The following is a 15,912-nucleotide window of genomic DNA, read 5'->3' on the forward strand; positions in this document are numbered from 1 at the left end:
CGTCTGTATATCCGGAGTTGATGATGTCCCGCCCCGTGCCGAATCCCGGCATCCTCGATATTGCGCCCTACACGCCCGGCAAGAGCCCGGTGCCGGAACCGGGCCGCAAGGTGTTCAAGCTGTCCGCCAACGAGACGCCGTTCGGTCCGTCTCCGAAGGCGATCGCGGCCTACAAGGGCGCGGCTGACCATCTCGAGGACTATCCGGAAGGCACCTCGCGGGTGCTGCGCGAGGCGATCGGCCGTGCCTATGGGCTCGATCCCGACCGCATCATCTGCGGCGCCGGCTCCGACGAGATCCTCAATCTCCTGGCGCACACCTATCTCGCCCCCGGCGACGAGGCGATCTCGACCACCCACGGCTTCCTGGTCTACCCGATCGCCACCATGGCGAATGGCGCCAAGAACGTGATCGCGGCCGAGACCAATTTCACCGCTGACGTCGACGCCATCCTCAAGGTGGTGACGCCGCGCACGAAACTGGTCTGGCTCGCCAACCCGAACAATCCGACCGGCACCTATATCCCGTTCGACGAGGTTAAGCGACTGCGCGCCGAACTTCCGTCGCACGTGCTGCTGGTGCTCGACGCCGCCTATGCCGACTACGTCTCGCGCAACGACTACGAGCTCGGCATCGAGCTGGTCGCGACCACCGACAACACGGTGGTGACGCACACCTTCTCGAAGATCCACGGCCTTGCCGCGCTGCGGGTCGGCTGGATGTTCGGCCCGGCGCATATCGTCGATGCCTGCAACCGCATCCGCGGTCCGTTCAACGTCACGACGCCGGCGATGCTGGCGGCGGTGGCGGCGATCGAGGACTCTGCCCATGTGCAGATGTCGCGAACGCACACCGAACAGTGGCGCAACTGGCTGACCGAGGAGATCGGCAAGCTCGGGCTCAAGGTGACGCCGAGCGTCGCCAACTTCGTGCTGATCCACTTCCCGGCCGACAAGGGCAAGACCGCCGCGGAAGCCGACGCCTATCTCACGCGGCGCGGTCTCGTGCTGCGCGCGCTCAACAATTACAAGCTGCCGCATGCGCTGCGCATGACCATTGGCACCGAGGAAGCCAACCGCCTCGTGGTCGAGGGCTTGCGCGACTTCCTGGCCGGAAAGTGAACACCGACGTGACCACGGCTCCGCTCTTCAACCGCATCGCCCTGATCGGCTTCGGCCTGATCGGCGGCTCGATCGCGCGCGGCGCGCGCGCGCAAGGCCTCGTCGGCGAGATCGTGACCACCGCGCGCTCTTCGAAGACGCGCGCCCGCGTCGCCGAGCTCGGCATCGTCGATCGTGTCGTCGAGACCAATATCGAGGCGGTGAAGGATGCCGATCTCGTCATTCTCTGCATTCCCGTCGGCGCCTGCGGCCCGGTCGCGGCCGAGATCGCAGCCCACCTCAAGCCCGGCGCTGTTATCTCCGACGTCGGCTCGGTGAAGGGCGCTGTCGTCAAGGACATGGCGCCGCATCTGCCTGACGGCGTGCACTTCGTGCCGGCGCATCCGGTGGCCGGCACCGAGCATTCGGGACCGGATTCCGGCTTCGCCGAGCTCTTCATCAACCGCTGGTGCATCCTGACGCCGCCCGAAGGCACCGATCCCGCGGCGACCGACCGGCTGCGCGCGTTCTGGGCCGCGCTCGGCGCCAAGGTCGAGATCATGACGCCGGATCATCATGACCTCGTGCTTGCGATCACCAGCCATCTGCCGCATCTGATCGCCTACACCATCGTCGGCACCGCCGACGAGCTGGCGCAGGTGACCGAATCCGAGGTCATCAAGTTCTCCGCCGGCGGCTTCCGCGACTTCACCCGCATCGCAGCGTCCGACCCGACGATGTGGCGCGACGTGTTCCTCGCCAACAAGGACGCCGTGCTCGAGATGCTCGGCACCTTCACCGAGGATCTGTCGAAGCTGACCCGCGCGATCCGGCGCGGCGACGGCGACGCGCTGTTCGACCACTTCACCCGCACCCGCGCCATCCGCCGCGGCATCGTCGAGATCGGCCAGGATTCGGCTGCGCCCGATTTCGGCCGGCCGCATGCGAATTTGAAGAAGTAGCCGGGGCCCGCGATTTCTCCACTTGGTCGTCCTGGCGAAAGCCAGGACCCATTGCCACCGCATTGGGTTGTGAACGGGACCGCAGCCCAGCGTCGCACGACAACTGACACTTGGGGTAATGGGTCCTGGCTTTCGCCAGGACGACGATGAGGATGGTTCTCGCGCGATACGACGCACCGTCATTGCGCACTTCATCTCGGTGTCATCACCCGGCTCGACCGGGCGATCCAGTATTCCAGAGACGCCGGTGCTCGAATCGAGAAGCCGCGGCGTACTGGAGCGCCCGGTCGAGCCGGGCGATGACAGTGTGGGTGGGGTGCAGCTTCGCATTCTCGCGACACGATTTGCCCGAGGCGAAGGATTGACAGGTTTTGCTGCGCTGCCCGTCGGGTTGATTTTGTCGCACCCGATTCCTGCCGAACAGCTTCAGCGCCGCTTCTTCGCTTCTGCTCAAGGCAACGACCGAAGCAGCACTCCATCGATCTTTCCGTCGGATGCCAAGATGATCCGCCACTCCATGTCGACATTGGCGAAGCTGACGTCATAGACATCCCAACCGTCTCGCCCGACGCCCTTGAAGCGAATCGTTTGCATGCCCCCGGCCAGGTCCAGCGCGGCGATGATCGCCGGAGCCTGCTCGCGGGCCACCGCCGCCATGACGTCGCTCATGCCGGCGTAGTCGACGGCACCTTGCTGGTGCTGAATGATCAGGCGGCGGATCGCCTCCTCGGTTCCCGGCGACGGCGTCTTGTCATCGATCCTCTTTGCCAGCGCGGTCGCCGCATCTTGGGCCTGCCCGTCGTCGATCCGGGTCGCGTTGTGCGTCAACCCGCCTTGATGAAGCGTCAGGGCGTTCGCGATTCCATCCGGCTCGACGGCGAAGGCAATCTGCGCCGCCGTGACCTTGAGAAAAAACGTGTGCTCGCTTTCGGGATGTATTTCCGAGGCGAACTGTCCGAGCGGCTTCGCGAACAGATGACCGCCATCGCGTGTGATCGTCACCACCTGCCCGCCGGTCTGAAACCGAAAATGACCGACGTAGCGCTCTATCACGCCGGGATCGATCTGAATCGCAGCGCGGGGCCGGGCCTGTTCGTAGCGCCGTTGCGCGACGGCATCGAATGATGCTTCGGCCATGTTGGTCTCTTTGGCCAGCGCAATGAGGTCGGCGATCGAGAGCGACCCGCCCGCAGAAAGCTTCAAACGCGCCACATTCACCAGCGCAAGGCCCTCATCGGCGCGGTTGCGCAGTTGAAGGATCGACGATTGTTGCATGGCCAGGATTCGGTCGAGATCGATCGCGCCGCCGTCGAGAAGCTTGGCGATTTGCGCCAGGCTGAGCCCCATTCGCTTTAGCGCGAGGATCTCGTGCAGCCGGCGGATCTCCGCAGCACCATAGAGCCGCCAACTCTTCGCCGTGCGGCGCGGCGAAATCAGGCCGCGGCTCTCATAGAGCCGAAGTCCGCGTACCGTGAGACCGATGCGAGCGGCGCACTCTGCCGCAGTCAGCAAAACGTCCCTGTCGGCTTTGTCTCTCGGCTCGTTCATCGACGGAGGCCCCTTCGCCCGTACCTTACGGTGTGACCTTAGGTCCGGCTCAAGGCCTTTTTCGGCGCGGCGGGCGATAAACCGCTTGAGCCGGCCCCAAGGTCATAGGTCAGAAGCGGGGCAGGAAGACCCTTCAATGCGCAAGTCGCCACAACACACGCGCGCATCAACGACGGTCCTCCGGACCTCGCCACACAACCACAACAACGGGAAACCAATCTCATGAAAAAGCTTCTGCTCGGTGCGGTCGCTGGTATCGCCTGCGCGGCTCCCGCGTTCGCGGCCGATCTTCCGGCGCGCACCTATCCGAAGGCGCCGGCCTATACGGCGCCGGAGGCGGTCTATAACTGGACCGGCTTCTATATCGGCGGCCACGTTGGTGGTGCCTTCGCGGGCAACAACAGCCTCGGCGGGGACAAGGCCCGATTCCTGGGCGGCTTGCAGGGTGGCTTCGACTACCAGTTCTCGAACTGGGTGATCGGTGCCGAGGTTCAGTTTAGCGGGCTCACCGGTAACGGTGGCAAAGACTCGACCCTTCCGGCAGGCACCCTGGTAACAAGCAATCAGCTTGGCTCGATCACCGGCCGGCTCGGCTACGCCTGGGGCCCCGCGCTTCTCTACGCCAAGGGCGGTTACGCCGTCCGCGACAACCTCAATATCAGCGCCAGCTCCGGCGGAATTCCGGTGGTCGTTGCGACCAATGGCAGTCACCGGGGCGGCTTTACCCTCGGCGGCGGTCTCGAATACATGTTCGCGCGGAACTGGTCCGCGAAGGCCGAGTATCAGTACTACAACTTCGGCAACACCAGCTTCGCCGGCGGCCCCGCCACGATCGTCGGCGTCCGGTTCAGGGACGACGACCATACCGTCAAGGTAGGCTTCAACTACCGCTTCGGCTGGGGTAGCTAGAGCGCTTTCGATTCCTGGCCGTCATGGCCGGGCTTAGCCGTTCGAAGAACGGCGTCGCTTCCGCTCGCCTATGCCCGGCCATCCACGTCTTTCTTCACGCTGGAAACCCAAGACGTGGATGCCGGGACAAGCCCGGGCGCATGACGATTAAGCTACCACCGCGCCGAACCTCACCGTCGCAACCGTTGATCCCGAATCGGCCCCGCCGCCGATATCGGCGCAACCTTCTGGGTCAGCCGCTGGCGGCCGACGAGGCCGGCGGTTGCCAGCATGACGTCGCCGCCGAACCACCAGGAGCCGATCACGAACTCCCAGGCGCGCGGCGGAATCTCGTCGAATACGATGCCATAGACCGACACCAGCGCAGCCAGCGCGGCGAGGAAGATGCCGCCCGCGCTCATGAGCTCGACGGCATCGATGCGCCCCGTGGCGCGCAAGGCGGGCCTTGGAATATCGATGCCGAGATAGAAGCCGACGGCACCGATCACGATCGTCGTCACGATGAAGGCAAGCGTACCGAAGAAAGCGATGTGCCCCTTCGCGAGCTGGGCGGCGACGAAGGTGCCGGCCATGGCGCCGGCCATCGCCAGACCGGTTCGCTGCAACACATGCGCGGCGCGGCTGACCATCATCAGTTCGCGGGCGATCACGGCCCTCTCCTTGCTGCTCACGATCCTCATCTGCATGTTCCTTTCCAGCTCTACGCTCCCTCTCCCCGTTCTTACGGGGAGAGGGTTGGGGTGAAGGGCCGTCTCCGCAACAATGCTGGCTAACGAACTCGCGGAGACTCCCACTCACCCAGATCGCATCTTCGATGCGTCGTAGCCGAAGCTCTGCCTCGGCGTTCTTAAGGACGGCCGCCGAAGGCGGCCTGCGCCTCTCCCCGCACGCGGGGCGAGGTAACCGGAGTCCTAGAACGGGTAGTAGCGGATCTGGGTCATGACGATGTGGTCGTCGGTCTTCGGCGCGCCGCCGACACCTTGGAAGGCGAAGCGCTGGTTATAGGAATACTGCACGCCGGCCTTGATCGCCCCGTAGTCGCCCTTGAAGATCGTGTCGTAGAAACCGACCGTGTATTGCCTGACCTCCGAGGTGTTGCCGTTGCAGGTCGCCGCCGGCGAGTTCTCGATGTTGCATCCGAGATTGTTGTAGAGCGGATTGCCGTAGCCGAACGGCACCGTGCCGACATTGGAGAACGTCGCCTTGGTCTTCTCGAGGCCGGCATAGGCATAGAGATCGAGCGACGGCGTCGTGTGCCAGACCGTGCCGAGCAGGAACGCCGTGATCGGCAGCGGCTGGATCGAGCCGTCCTGGCGCACCGTCGCATCCGGGAACGGCGTCGCCGTGAAGCGGCCGAGCGCGCCGTGCGACGCCGAGCCCTGCAGCTCCAAGAGCTGCGGCACGATCTCCGCCGAGAAATGCCCGCCGAAGCTCACCGTGTTGACGTCGTGATTTGCGAAGTTGAAGCGATCGTAGAAATCGCGATACATCGCCCAGCCCTCGACATGCAGCTTGTAGGGCCCAAGCCGCGGATCCCACGCACCCTTCACGGTGAAATCAGGCACGTGATTGAGGCTGACATTGTTGGCGTTGTTGAAGAAGCTGCCGCCCGGCCCGGTGAGGTTGACCAGGAGGTTCGGGTTGAGCACGCCCTGTGGCCCAACCGCCGGCGTGCCGACCAGCGGGGTGTTGCCGCCGAAGAACGACGTCTGCGGATTTTCCGCCGAGACCGCGAGCTTGAACTCGGGCCCGATGTCCTGCCAGACGCGAATGCCGGGCTGCCGCGCCGCAAGGAAGCCGGGCACCGATTCGAAATCGATCACGCCGGGCGCATCGACCCCGCGCGGATCGATGCCGGACTTGCTCGGCGCATTCAGCGACCAGCTCTGACCGGCAAGCACGTGCAGGCCGAGATCGGTGCGGCTGACCTCGACGCTGGCCTGACGCAGCCGCGGGTTGAACGAGTTGGTGGCGACCGAGTTCGCGGTCTGCGCCGCGCCTTCGAAATCCATTTCGCCGTAGCCGGCGACGCGGGTGTTGGCGAAGATTTCGGCTTCCGCGAGCACCGAGAAGCGGGTCTGCCGCGCCGAGAAGCGCGACTCGCCGGTGTTGAAGTTCTTGCTCTGCGGGAACGGAATGAAGGCGTAGACCGAGCCGGTGTCGGAAGCGAGATTGCGGGTGCGATAGATGCCGGTGAGATCGACCCAGCCGCCGAAGGTGAAGGTGACGCCCTTGTAGCAGAGCTTGCCCGATGCGCAGGGATCGAACGGCACCGGCGCCTTGGCCGCCATCCGCGTGTTCTGCATTGCGCTCTGTCTTGCCGCCAGCGCCTCCTCCTTGCGCGCCTGCACTTCCATTTTCTGTTCGAGCTGCTTGAGCCGCGTCTTCAGCGCCTTCAGCTCGGACGCATCGTCTTCCGCAAACGCAGAACCAGTCGACAGCAGCATGCTGCCGAGCAGAATTCCCCCGAGAATTCGCATCGCTTCTCTCCCACGCGAGGTTGTTTCCTCAGGCCAGAGAGAGCGGTATTCGAGGACTGATATTCGCGGCGGCCCGCAATATTCCGGTCACGTTTTTCTCATCGCGGCCGCGGGAATGTTTTGCCGCGACGGACGATATCGCGCGCGAGGGGTTAAGGTGTCGATGCACTGCGGAGGGTGGATTTTGCGCAGCACAATCCGCCTCTCAGCCTGCGGAGAGCGACGGCGGACATGTAACAACACCGGTCGCGAGATCGAATTGTCGTTCGGCGCCTGCTTCAGGCTGCCATGGACATTCGAAGGACGAAGGACAGCAACATGATCGGTGAAGTCATTGTGGTCGGTGACCTGAAGTTGCGGGATGACGCCTCGCTCGACGAATACAGCCGGCTGGGCGAACGCATGTACGACATCGTCAGCCGCCTTCCGGGATTCCTGTCGGTGAAATCGTTCAAGGCGGCGGATGGCGAGGAGCTCACCCTGTTTCGCTTTGCCTCGGAAGAGGCGCTTGAGACCTGGCGCCATCATCCGGAACATGTCGAAACCATGCAGCGCGGACATGCCGAATTTTACGCCAGCGGCTTCCTGCAGATCTGCAAGGTGATCCGCGAAGTCGGCCCGTTTGAGCATGCGTAACGGTGCGTAGTGCGTAGGGCGGATTAGCGTAGCGTAATCCGCCATGTTTGGTTGGCTTGCTCGGCGGGTTACGGCTTCGCCAAACCCGCCCTTCTCGGGCTGCGCCGCTCAGAACAGCGGCGGAATCTGCGCGACTTTCAGCGGTCCCAAAAACACCGCGCCATCGGCGAAGCGCAGCGGGAAGCTGCGCGCCTTCTTGCCTTCGAGCGTGGCCTCGGTGCCGAGCGAATTGATGCCGGCGGAGATGCCTGCATTGGCGTTCTGCTTGATCACCTTGCCGAGGCCGGGGATCGCGCGGTCCAGCGCGCCGAACAGATTGCTGAGGTCCTGGCTCTTCACACCAGGCGCGACGCGATCGAGCGTCGCCTGCGGCACGCCGTCCTCCAGCATCTTGTCGATGCCGAGCGCGGGAATGACGCGCTCGAGGCCGGCGACCGTCATCTGCAGCTCGCCCTCGATGCGGCCTTGCGCGTTGAGGCGGAGCGTGCCGGCCGCGACCGACAGCACGTCGCCCTGCTCGATCCGCGACTGCTGGATCTCGACGCTGCCGCCGGCCGCCTGGATCTCGCGGAAACGATCCGGCCATGGCTTCGGCGAAAAATCCTTCAGGCCGTTCAGCCGCGCATGGATGTCGGCGTTGAACGGCTGGGTGAGCAGCGGATGCACGTCCTGCAGGGTGCCGCCGGCGATCTGCAGCACGGTCTCGATCGCGGGGCTGTCCGGGGCCGAGGCGTCGACCTGCCTGCCGTGCAGCTCGATATGATTGACGCGCATCAGCGGCGTCGGCGCGGGACCGCCGGTGCGATCGATGGCGAGATTGTCGAACACCAGCGAGGCGCGCTGCGGCACTGCCGGCAGGCCGACCACGCTGGAGCGTCCCAGGCTCCAGTTGACCTGTAGCGTCGGCTGCGCGTTGCGCTCGGCGATCGTGGCCGGTCCCTTGAACTCGGCGATCACGAGCTTGGGATCGTAGACCTGTGCCACGACCAGGATTTCGGCCAGCCGCGCCACGAACGCCATCTGCGGCGAGGCGGTCTGCGACACCAGCATCACGCTCGGATCGGTGCAACGGACCTCGAATCGAAACGGGTACCCCGCCACCGAGCGCTTGTCGCAATCATAGACCCGGCCGGCCGTCGCCTCCTGCGCGCGCCAGGCATCGGCCTGCACGCCGACCTGCGAGGCGGCGAAGAACCAGAAGCCGCTCCACAGCACCGCGGCGATCAGGACCACGACAGGGACGGCATAGAGGCCGAAGCGCGAGCGACGGCGGGGGGCTGAGTTCAAATCGGACATGCGGCGTCCTTTGGCGGGCGAATTTGTCAAAATCGAAGCGGCAGCAGGCCGCGGGCAACCCTTACGCACCTGTTGTGCAATCCTCGCGCAACCTTTGCGTAACCCTTACGTAACCCTTGGAAACATCACGGAATCTGCTTCGCTTCGACGGCGTGTTCTGCTAGCCCATCTGCGCGATGTCAGCAAATCCTCCCAATTCCGAAACCGACGGCGACCTCTGGGTGTTCGGCTACGGCTCGCTGATGTGGAAGCCGGGCTTCGAGTTCCTGGAGCAGGTGCCGGCACGGCTGATCGGCGAGCATCGCGCGCTCTGCGTCTATTCGTTCGACCACCGCGGCACGCCGGAGAAGCCGGGCCTGGTGCTCGGCCTCGACCGCGGCGGCGCCTGCCGCGGCATCGCATTCCGCGTCGCCGCCCGCCTGCGCCACGACACCGTCGCCTATTTGCGGGCGCGCGAGCAGACCACCAACGTCTACCGCGAGGTGATGCGCTCGGTGTGGCTGGAGAATGCAGCGCGCGACCGCGTCAGTGCGCTGGCCTATGTGGTCGATCGCGGCCATGTGCAATATGCCGGGCGGCTGTCGCTTTCCGAGCAACTGCGCCTGGTGCAGCAGGGCCACGGTCGCTCCGGCAACAACCGCGATTATGTGCTCTCGACGGTCGCCGCGATCGAGAAGCAGGGCTTTCGCGATCAGCCGCTGCACCAGCTGGCGGTGATGCTGCATGACGCGGGCACGACGCTGCATCGCGATGCACGTGCGGCGGACGGGCTCGACCAGGCCTGAGTGCGGCAGCGCCATTGGCGTCGATCGCGTGCATTGAGGAACCGGTTCGCGGAATTTTGCCACGGCGCGAACAATATTGTGGTTTCAATTTCCGATCGCTGGAATGGAACGACTGGAATGCGCCCCTCATTGCTGAAGCTCGCCGCACTCGGCCTGCTGTTGCTGCTGAACACCCCGTCTTATGCCGGGCTGAGAGAGGATGGCGCGGCATGCGACGCCAAGGAGCCGCACCCGGAGCTCGCGATCCCCGCCTGCACCCGCCTGATCGCGGCCAATCCCAGGGGACGCGACCTCGCGATCACCTATTACAACCGGGCGCTCGCCTGGCATAACAAGGGCGATCTGGCGAAAGCCAAATCGGACTACGATCAGTCGATCGCGATCAATCCGTCGTTTGCGCCCTCCTACGGCCAGCGGGCCAAGGTCTATCTGCAAAACCAAGACTATGACCGCGCGCTGAGCGACTTCGATCAGGCCATCCGGCTCAAGCCTGCCGGTCCGTTCAGCGCCGGCTGGTTCAACAATCGCGCCGAGCTGTTCGTCGCCACCGGGGACTATGATCGCGCGCTGGCCGATTACGGCAAGTCCATCGAGCTCGATCCCAACTCGTGGTACGCCTATGTCAATCGCGCGCTGGTCTATGATTTCAGCGGCAAAGATCGGCTCGCGGCGCTGCATTGCCAGGATGCGATCAAGCTCGCGCCGCGCGCAGCCGGCCCCTATTATTGCCGGGCCGTGGTCGAGATCAGCGCCGGCGATCTCGACCATGCCGCACGCGATATCGAACGCGCGATCGGCATCCAGGATGGGCAAGCCGAATTCTACTCGCTGCGCGGCTTGACGCTCGCCAGCAAGGGCGAGCTCGACCAGGCGATGCGCGACTACGACCACGCCACGCAACTCAATGCACAGGGCGCGCTGAATTACGCACGCCGCGGTCTCGCCGACGAGAAGAAGGGCGATATCGACGCTGCGCGCACCGACTTCCGCCACGCGCTCGACGTCATCGGCCTCGATCAGCTCGACCGCACGCAGGGCCAGCGCATCGCCAGGGAAGGCCTGCAACGGCTGGATCAGGTCGCCACTACGGAGAAGAGCGTCGTCGCCGATCACGTCGCGACCAAACCTGACACGGTCAAGCCCGCCCCCGCGCTCGCCGCGGCCGTTCCGCTCGCGCCGATCGGCGCGGGCCCGAAGGCAACAACGACCGAACGGCGCATCGCCCTGGTCGTCGGCAACTCGAAATACCGCTCCGTCCCGGTGCTGCCGAACCCCGGCCAGGACGCCGCGGCGATCGCCGACACGTTGCGCGCGGTGGGCTTTCAGGATGTCCGCCTCGTCACCGACGCGACGCGGGACAGCCTGGTCGAGGCCCTCAAATCATTCGCCAGCGCGGCGGACGGCGCCGACTGGGCGGTGATCTACTATGCCGGCCACGGCATGGAGATGGCGGGCGAGAACTATCTGGTGCCGGTCGACGCCAAACTCGCCACCGACCGCGACGTGTCGTTCGAGGCCGTCGCCCTGACCCAGGTGATGGGCGCCACCGAAGGCGCCCGCAAGCTGCACCTCGTCATTCTCGATGCCTGCCGCGACAATCCGTTTGCCAACCAGATCAAGCGCACCGTCGCATCACGCTCGATCGGCAGGGGATTGGCCCAGGTCGAACCCGACAGCGGCACGCTGGTCGTCTACGCCGCCAAGCACGGCCAGGTCGCGCTCGACGGCGACGGCGGTCACAGCCCGTTCGTGACCGCCCTGATCAGGCGCATGCAGACCCCGCGGATCGAGATCCGCAAGCTGTTCGACCTCGTGCGCGACGACGTCATGGCGGCGACGGATCGGCGCCAGCAGCCCTTCAGCTACGGTTCGGTGCCGGGAGCTGAGGATTTCTACTTTGTCAGCGCGAGCCAGAATGCGGCGAAGTAATCCGTGTCCGCGCGGCCGAGAACGATGCGATCGGGAATATGGCCGCCGTCTGGCGCTTTGTTGCGGCTAGACAAATCGCGGCGGCTGTATGGCGGCGGCCTGTGACATTTAGGCTTTTGCATCGCGGCACGGACGGATAGAAGCTCATCCGCGAACATCGACACTGATGCAATGAACCTCTCCGCCCCCTTTATCCGCCGGCCGGTCGGCACCACGCTGCTGTCTCTTGGACTGGTGGTGGCGGGCATCATTGCGTTTTTCAAGCTGCCGGTGTCGCCGCTGCCCGACGTCGACATCCCGACCATCATGGTGCAGGCGACCTTGCCTGGCGCCAGCCCGGCCGACGTCGCTTCCACCGTGGCGAGCCCGCTCGAGCGTCATCTCGGCCAGATCGCGAGCGTCACCGAGATGACGTCGACGTCTTCGCTCGGCTCGGCCCGCGTCACGCTGCAATTCGACATCGACCGTGACATCAACGGCGCCGCGCGCGACGTGCAGGCGGCGATCAACGCCGCGCGCGCCGACCTGCCGACCAACCTCCGCGCCAACCCCACCTACCGCAAGTTCAACCCGGCCTCGGCGCCGATCCTGATCTACACCCTGACCTCGGACACGCTGACCCCGGCCGAGCTCTATGACGCCGCCTCGACCGTGCTGGCCCAGAAGCTGTCGCAGGTCGAGGGCGTCGGCGAAGTCTCGGTCGGCGGCGGCTCGCTGCCCGCGGTGCGCGTCGAGCTGATCCCGCCGGCGCTCTACAAATACGGCATCGGGCTCGAGGATGTCCGCGCGGCGCTGTCGAGCGCCAACGCGCACAGCCCGAAGGGCGGCATCGACGTCGGCGACCAGCGCTACCAGATCTACGCCAACGACCAGGCGCGGAAAGCCGCCGACTACAAGCCGCTCGTCGTCGCCTACCGCAACGGCGCGGCGGTGCGCCTGACCGATGTCGGCGACGTCATCGATTCCGTGGAGAATGTGCGCACGCTCGGCCTGTCCAATGGCAAGCCGGCCGTCGTGATGATCGTGTACCGGCAATCGGGCGCCAACATCATCAAGATGGTCGACAGCGTAAAAGGGCTGATGCCGCAGCTCAGGGCCTCGGTTTCGCCCGCGATCGACATCACGCTGGCGATGGACCGCTCGAAGACGATCCGGGCCTCGCTGCACGATGTCGAGATCACGCTCCTGATCGCCGTCGCGCTGGTGATCCTGGTCGTGTTCGCCTTCCTGCGCAATGCGCGGGCGACACTGGTGCCTGTCGTGGCGGTCGGCGTGTCGCTGATCGCCACCTTTGCCGTGATGTATTTGCTGGGCTACACGCTCGACATCTTCTCGCTGATGGCGCTGACGGTGGCGACCGGCTTCGTGGTCGACGACGCCATCGTGGTGCTGGAGAACATCGCCCGTCACTTGGATGCCGGGATGTCGCGGCTGGAGGCGACGCTGGTCGGCACCCGCGAGGTCGGCTTCACCGTGCTGTCGATGAGCGTGTCGCTGATCGCGGTGTTCGTGCCGATCCTGCTGATGGGCGGCCTGGTCGGCCGCCTGTTCCGCGAATTCGCCATGACCATCACCATCGCGATCGTGATCTCGCTGGTGGTCTCGCTGACGACGACGCCGATGATGTGCGCGGTGCTGCTGCGCAAGGAGGAAGGCCAGCCGCATGGCTGGATCTACCGGATCAACGAGCGCGCCTTCGAGCTGATGCTGAGCGGCTACCGCGCGACACTCGGCCTCGCGCTGCGGCATCCGCTGCTGGTGATGCTGATCCTGGGCTGCACGCTCTATCTGAACGTCCATCTCTACACGGTGGTGCCCAAGGGCTTCGTTCCGCAACAGGATACCGGGCTGCTGATCGGCTCGATCCAGGCCGACCAGAGCACCTCGTTCCAGCTGATGCAGCAGAAGCTGACCCAGTTCATCGACATCGTGAAGTCAGATCCGGCGGTCGATACCGCCGTCGGCTTCACCGGCGGCGGCGGCGTGGGTCCGGGCGGCACCAACACCGGCACCGTGTTCGCCTCGCTGAAGCCGATGAACGAACGCAAGCTGCGCGCCGACAAGGTGATCGAGCGGCTGCGCGATCCCTTGGCAAAGGTGGCGGGCGCCACCCTGTTCCTGCAATCGATCGGCGATCTCGGCGCCGGCGGCCGCTCGGGCAACGCGGCGTATCAATACACCCTGAAGGGCTCGACCTTCGAGGAGCTGAACGAGTGGACGCCCAAGCTCGTCGCCGCACTGCAGAAGGAGCCGACGCTCGCCGACGTCAACACCGACCAGCAGAACAAGGCGCTGCAAGCCAATCTGGTCATCGACCGCGACGCCGCCTCGCGGCTCGGGATCACGGTCAGCCAGCTCGACAACACGCTCTATGACGCATTCGGGCAGCGCCAGGTCTCGACCATCTTCGTCGCGCGCAACCAGTATCACGTGATCATGGAGGTCGCGCCGCGCTTCTCGCAGGACCCGCAGACCCTGAAGGAGGTCTATATCTCGACCTCGGGCGGATCGGCGACCGGCACGCAGAGCACCAATGCGGTGGCCGGCACGGTGGCCTCGTCGTCGCAGAAGAGCTCGATCAGCTCGGTCGCCGCCAATGTGGTGCGCAATCAGGCGACCAACTCGATCGGCGCCACGGGCAAGGGCGTCGCCTCGACCGGAACCGCGGTCTCGACCAGCGCGGAGACGATGATCCCGCTGTCGAGCGTCGCCCGCTTCGAGCACGGCGAGACGCCGCTTGCGGTCAACCACCAGGATTTGCTGGTCGCCAGCACCATCTCGTTCAATTTGCCGCCGGGCGTCTCGCTCAGCACCGCGACCACCACGATCGAGAACGCGATGCACACGCTCGGCATGCCGGCGGGCATTTCCGGCGGGTTCGCGGGCTCCGCAAAGATCTTCCAGCAGGCGCTGGCGAACGAGCTGTTTCTGATTCTCGCAGCACTCGCGACGATCTACATCTCGCTCGGCATGCTCTACGAGAGCTACGTCCACCCGCTGACCATCCTCTCCACTTTGCCCTCGGCCGGCGTCGGCGCGGTGGCGGCGCTGATGCTGTCGCACACCGATTTCGACATCATCGGCATGATCGGGGTGATCCTCCTGGTCGGCATCGTCAAGAAGAACGCGATCATGATGATCGACTTTGCACTCGACGCCGAGCGCCAGCGCGGGCTGTCGTCGCGCGATGCGATCTACGAGGCCTGCCTGATGCGCTTCCGCCCGATCATGATGACGACGCTCGCCGCGCTGTTCGGCGCGGTGCCGCTGATGATCGGCCTTGGCGAAGGCAGCGAGCTGCGCCAGCCGCTCGGTATCGCGATCTTCGGCGGACTGATCCTGAGCCAGATCCTGACGCTCTACACCACGCCCGTGGTCTATCTCTATCTCGACCGCGCCAGGCTGTGGGTCCAGCGCCGCCGCGCCGCCCGACGGGCACGGCGGGCCACGGCACGCGCGTCCTGACCAGAGCGCGCGCTCACAAATCCGAAGCGCGCGCAGAGCAGCGAGATCCGCGTTAGCCTTGCACAGCAAGCGTCGGCGATGCCTGAGCGAATGTCCGCCAAGGGCCAATAGCGGTCGTGAGCAGATGCAGCAAAACTGGCACCAAGGCTATTTCGGTGCGGACAGTCTATCAACTTCCTGTTGGAATTTCTGCAGGTCATAGCCCGCGCCTTGCAGCATCGTGCTGTTGAAACGGACCAGCGCGGCGGTCGCGACGGCCTCCTTTATTTGCGCATCGGTCGCACCAGCGGCCTTTGCCAATTTGGTGTGTCCGTAAACGCAATAGACACAGGGAATTTGTGCTGCCACGCTGAGGGCGATGAGCTGCTTGGTCTTCGCGTCCAAAGCTCCGTTGGGATTCATCACCGCCAGCTGTTCGTCCCAATGCGGCTTCAGTACCTGGTCAGGAAATGTTTGTTTGAAATAGTCAGGGGCCTCTTGAGCGCTGACGCCTGGTCCCGTTGCCAAGGCCAACAACAGCGCCAAACCAGCATTCGCCAGTAAGGTTCTCATGACTGATCTCCCTTAAGAGACGCCGACAAAAAATCGGCGTGCAACCATGGTCTCCTGCAATGAAAGTCGCTGCATCGCCTCGCTGTGGCTCGAAACACCAGTGGCTTGCAGCTACCCTGATTACAGCAGGGAAATGCGACCGGCGAAATATGCTCGATGGTCTATTTTGCGCAGCAGCAATTGGGAGTCGCCGACATCTCTTGCGGGTCACATGAGATCAGATTGAAGCGTCCTCGCGCGTTAGCCTCTT

At 64.8% G+C, this 15,912-nt stretch carries 12 protein-coding genes; 7 read left to right on the top strand and 5 right to left on the bottom strand.

The features are described from left to right. Positions 1-23 precede the first annotated feature (23 nt). Together hisC and JQ573_RS31610 are read left to right on the top strand one after the other, a co-directional pair. Positions 24-1,121: a histidinol-phosphate transaminase gene (gene hisC / locus JQ573_RS31605; RefSeq protein ID WP_212318209.1), complete on the top strand. Its 1,098-nt coding sequence runs from the start codon at positions 24-26 to the stop codon at positions 1,119-1,121. A gap of 8 nt (positions 1,122-1,129) precedes the next feature. Continuing rightward, positions 1,130-2,062, top strand: a complete 933-nt coding sequence (locus JQ573_RS31610; RefSeq protein ID WP_212318211.1) for a prephenate/arogenate dehydrogenase family protein — start codon at positions 1,130-1,132, stop codon at positions 2,060-2,062. Positions 2,063-2,512: 450 nt separating this feature from the next. On the opposite strand, the gene JQ573_RS31615 is transcribed toward JQ573_RS31610, so the two are convergent. After that, positions 2,513-3,610 carry a MerR family transcriptional regulator gene (locus JQ573_RS31615; protein WP_212318213.1) on the bottom strand — a complete coding sequence of 366 codons (1,098 nt, stop codon included), beginning with the start codon at positions 3,608-3,610 and terminating at the stop codon, positions 2,513-2,515. A gap of 222 nt (positions 3,611-3,832) precedes the next feature. On the opposite strand from JQ573_RS31615, the gene JQ573_RS31620 reads away from it, so the two are divergent. After that, entirely contained in the window at positions 3,833-4,519 is a 687-nt protein-coding gene (locus tag JQ573_RS31620) for an outer membrane protein (protein ID WP_212318214.1), read from the top strand. Positions 4,520-4,689: 170 nt separating this feature from the next. Here the strand turns inward: JQ573_RS31620 and JQ573_RS31625 are convergent, their stop codons facing one another. Further along, a complete protein-coding gene (locus JQ573_RS31625) occupies positions 4,690-5,205 on the bottom strand; it encodes a hypothetical protein (protein ID WP_249132575.1) in 516 nt (171 codons plus the stop codon). Positions 5,206-5,430: 225 nt separating this feature from the next. Then, the gene (locus tag JQ573_RS31630) at positions 5,431-6,999 is read right to left on the bottom strand and encodes a hypothetical protein (RefSeq protein ID WP_249132576.1); all 1,569 of its coding nucleotides are present in this window, start codon (positions 6,997-6,999) and stop codon (positions 5,431-5,433) included. A 318-nt stretch (positions 7,000-7,317) separates the two neighbouring features. Here JQ573_RS31630 and JQ573_RS31635 point away from each other — a divergent pair, with 318 nt between their 5' ends. Beyond that, positions 7,318-7,635 (top strand): antibiotic biosynthesis monooxygenase, encoded by a 318-nt coding sequence (locus JQ573_RS31635; protein ID WP_212318216.1) that lies wholly within the window; start codon positions 7,318-7,320, stop codon positions 7,633-7,635. 108 nt (positions 7,636-7,743) lie between these two features. Here JQ573_RS31635 and JQ573_RS31640 read toward each other — a convergent pair whose 3' ends face one another. Further along, the gene (locus JQ573_RS31640; RefSeq protein WP_212318218.1) at positions 7,744-8,931 is read right to left on the bottom strand and encodes a DUF2125 domain-containing protein; all 1,188 of its coding nucleotides are present in this window, start codon (positions 8,929-8,931) and stop codon (positions 7,744-7,746) included. 176 nt (positions 8,932-9,107) lie between these two features. Between JQ573_RS31640 and JQ573_RS31645 the strand changes: the two genes are divergently transcribed. From JQ573_RS31645 to JQ573_RS31655, 3 genes are all read left to right on the top strand, one after another. Next, positions 9,108-9,716 carry a gamma-glutamylcyclotransferase gene (locus tag JQ573_RS31645; RefSeq protein WP_212318220.1) on the top strand — a complete coding sequence of 203 codons (609 nt, stop codon included), beginning with the start codon at positions 9,108-9,110 and terminating at the stop codon, positions 9,714-9,716. A gap of 117 nt (positions 9,717-9,833) precedes the next feature. Further along, complete coding sequence (locus tag JQ573_RS31650; RefSeq protein WP_212318222.1) at positions 9,834-11,645, top strand: caspase family protein; 1,812 nt, start codon at positions 9,834-9,836, stop codon at positions 11,643-11,645. Between the two features lie 171 nt (positions 11,646-11,816). Continuing rightward, positions 11,817-15,110, top strand: a complete 3,294-nt coding sequence (locus JQ573_RS31655) for an efflux RND transporter permease subunit (RefSeq protein WP_212318224.1) — start codon at positions 11,817-11,819, stop codon at positions 15,108-15,110. 147 nt (positions 15,111-15,257) lie between these two features. On the opposite strand, the gene JQ573_RS31660 is transcribed toward JQ573_RS31655, so the two are convergent. Next, positions 15,258-15,662, bottom strand: coding sequence for a carboxymuconolactone decarboxylase family protein (locus tag JQ573_RS31660; protein ID WP_212318226.1), 405 nt, complete (start codon positions 15,660-15,662; stop codon positions 15,258-15,260). Positions 15,663-15,912 lie beyond the last annotated feature (250 nt).

It is taken from the genome of Bradyrhizobium sp. AUGA SZCCT0105, from assembly GCF_018129565.1.
In the GTDB taxonomy this organism is placed as follows: Bacteria; Pseudomonadota; Alphaproteobacteria; order Rhizobiales; family Xanthobacteraceae; genus Bradyrhizobium.

Bases quoted from the DNA above. Each gene is read 5' to 3' on its own strand.
- hisC (WP_212318209.1), top strand. From the start codon at position 24: ATGTCCCGCCCCGTGCCGAATCCCGGCATCCTCGATATTGCGCCCTAC.
- JQ573_RS31615 (WP_212318213.1), bottom strand. From the start codon at position 3,610: ATGAACGAGCCGAGAGACAAAGCCGACAGGGACGTTTTGCTGACTGCG.
- JQ573_RS31620 (WP_212318214.1), top strand. From the start codon at position 3,833: ATGAAAAAGCTTCTGCTCGGTGCGGTCGCTGGTATCGCCTGCGCGGCT.
- JQ573_RS31625 (WP_249132575.1), bottom strand. From the start codon at position 5,205: ATGCAGATGAGGATCGTGAGCAGCAAGGAGAGGGCCGTGATCGCCCGC.
- JQ573_RS31630 (WP_249132576.1), bottom strand. From the start codon at position 6,999: ATGCGAATTCTCGGGGGAATTCTGCTCGGCAGCATGCTGCTGTCGACT.
- JQ573_RS31635 (WP_212318216.1), top strand. From the start codon at position 7,318: ATGATCGGTGAAGTCATTGTGGTCGGTGACCTGAAGTTGCGGGATGAC.
- JQ573_RS31640 (WP_212318218.1), bottom strand. From the start codon at position 8,931: ATGTCCGATTTGAACTCAGCCCCCCGCCGTCGCTCGCGCTTCGGCCTC.
- JQ573_RS31645 (WP_212318220.1), top strand. From the start codon at position 9,108: ATGTCAGCAAATCCTCCCAATTCCGAAACCGACGGCGACCTCTGGGTG.
- JQ573_RS31650 (WP_212318222.1), top strand. From the start codon at position 9,834: ATGCGCCCCTCATTGCTGAAGCTCGCCGCACTCGGCCTGCTGTTGCTG.
- JQ573_RS31655 (WP_212318224.1), top strand. From the start codon at position 11,817: ATGAACCTCTCCGCCCCCTTTATCCGCCGGCCGGTCGGCACCACGCTG.
- JQ573_RS31660 (WP_212318226.1), bottom strand. From the start codon at position 15,662: ATGAGAACCTTACTGGCGAATGCTGGTTTGGCGCTGTTGTTGGCCTTG.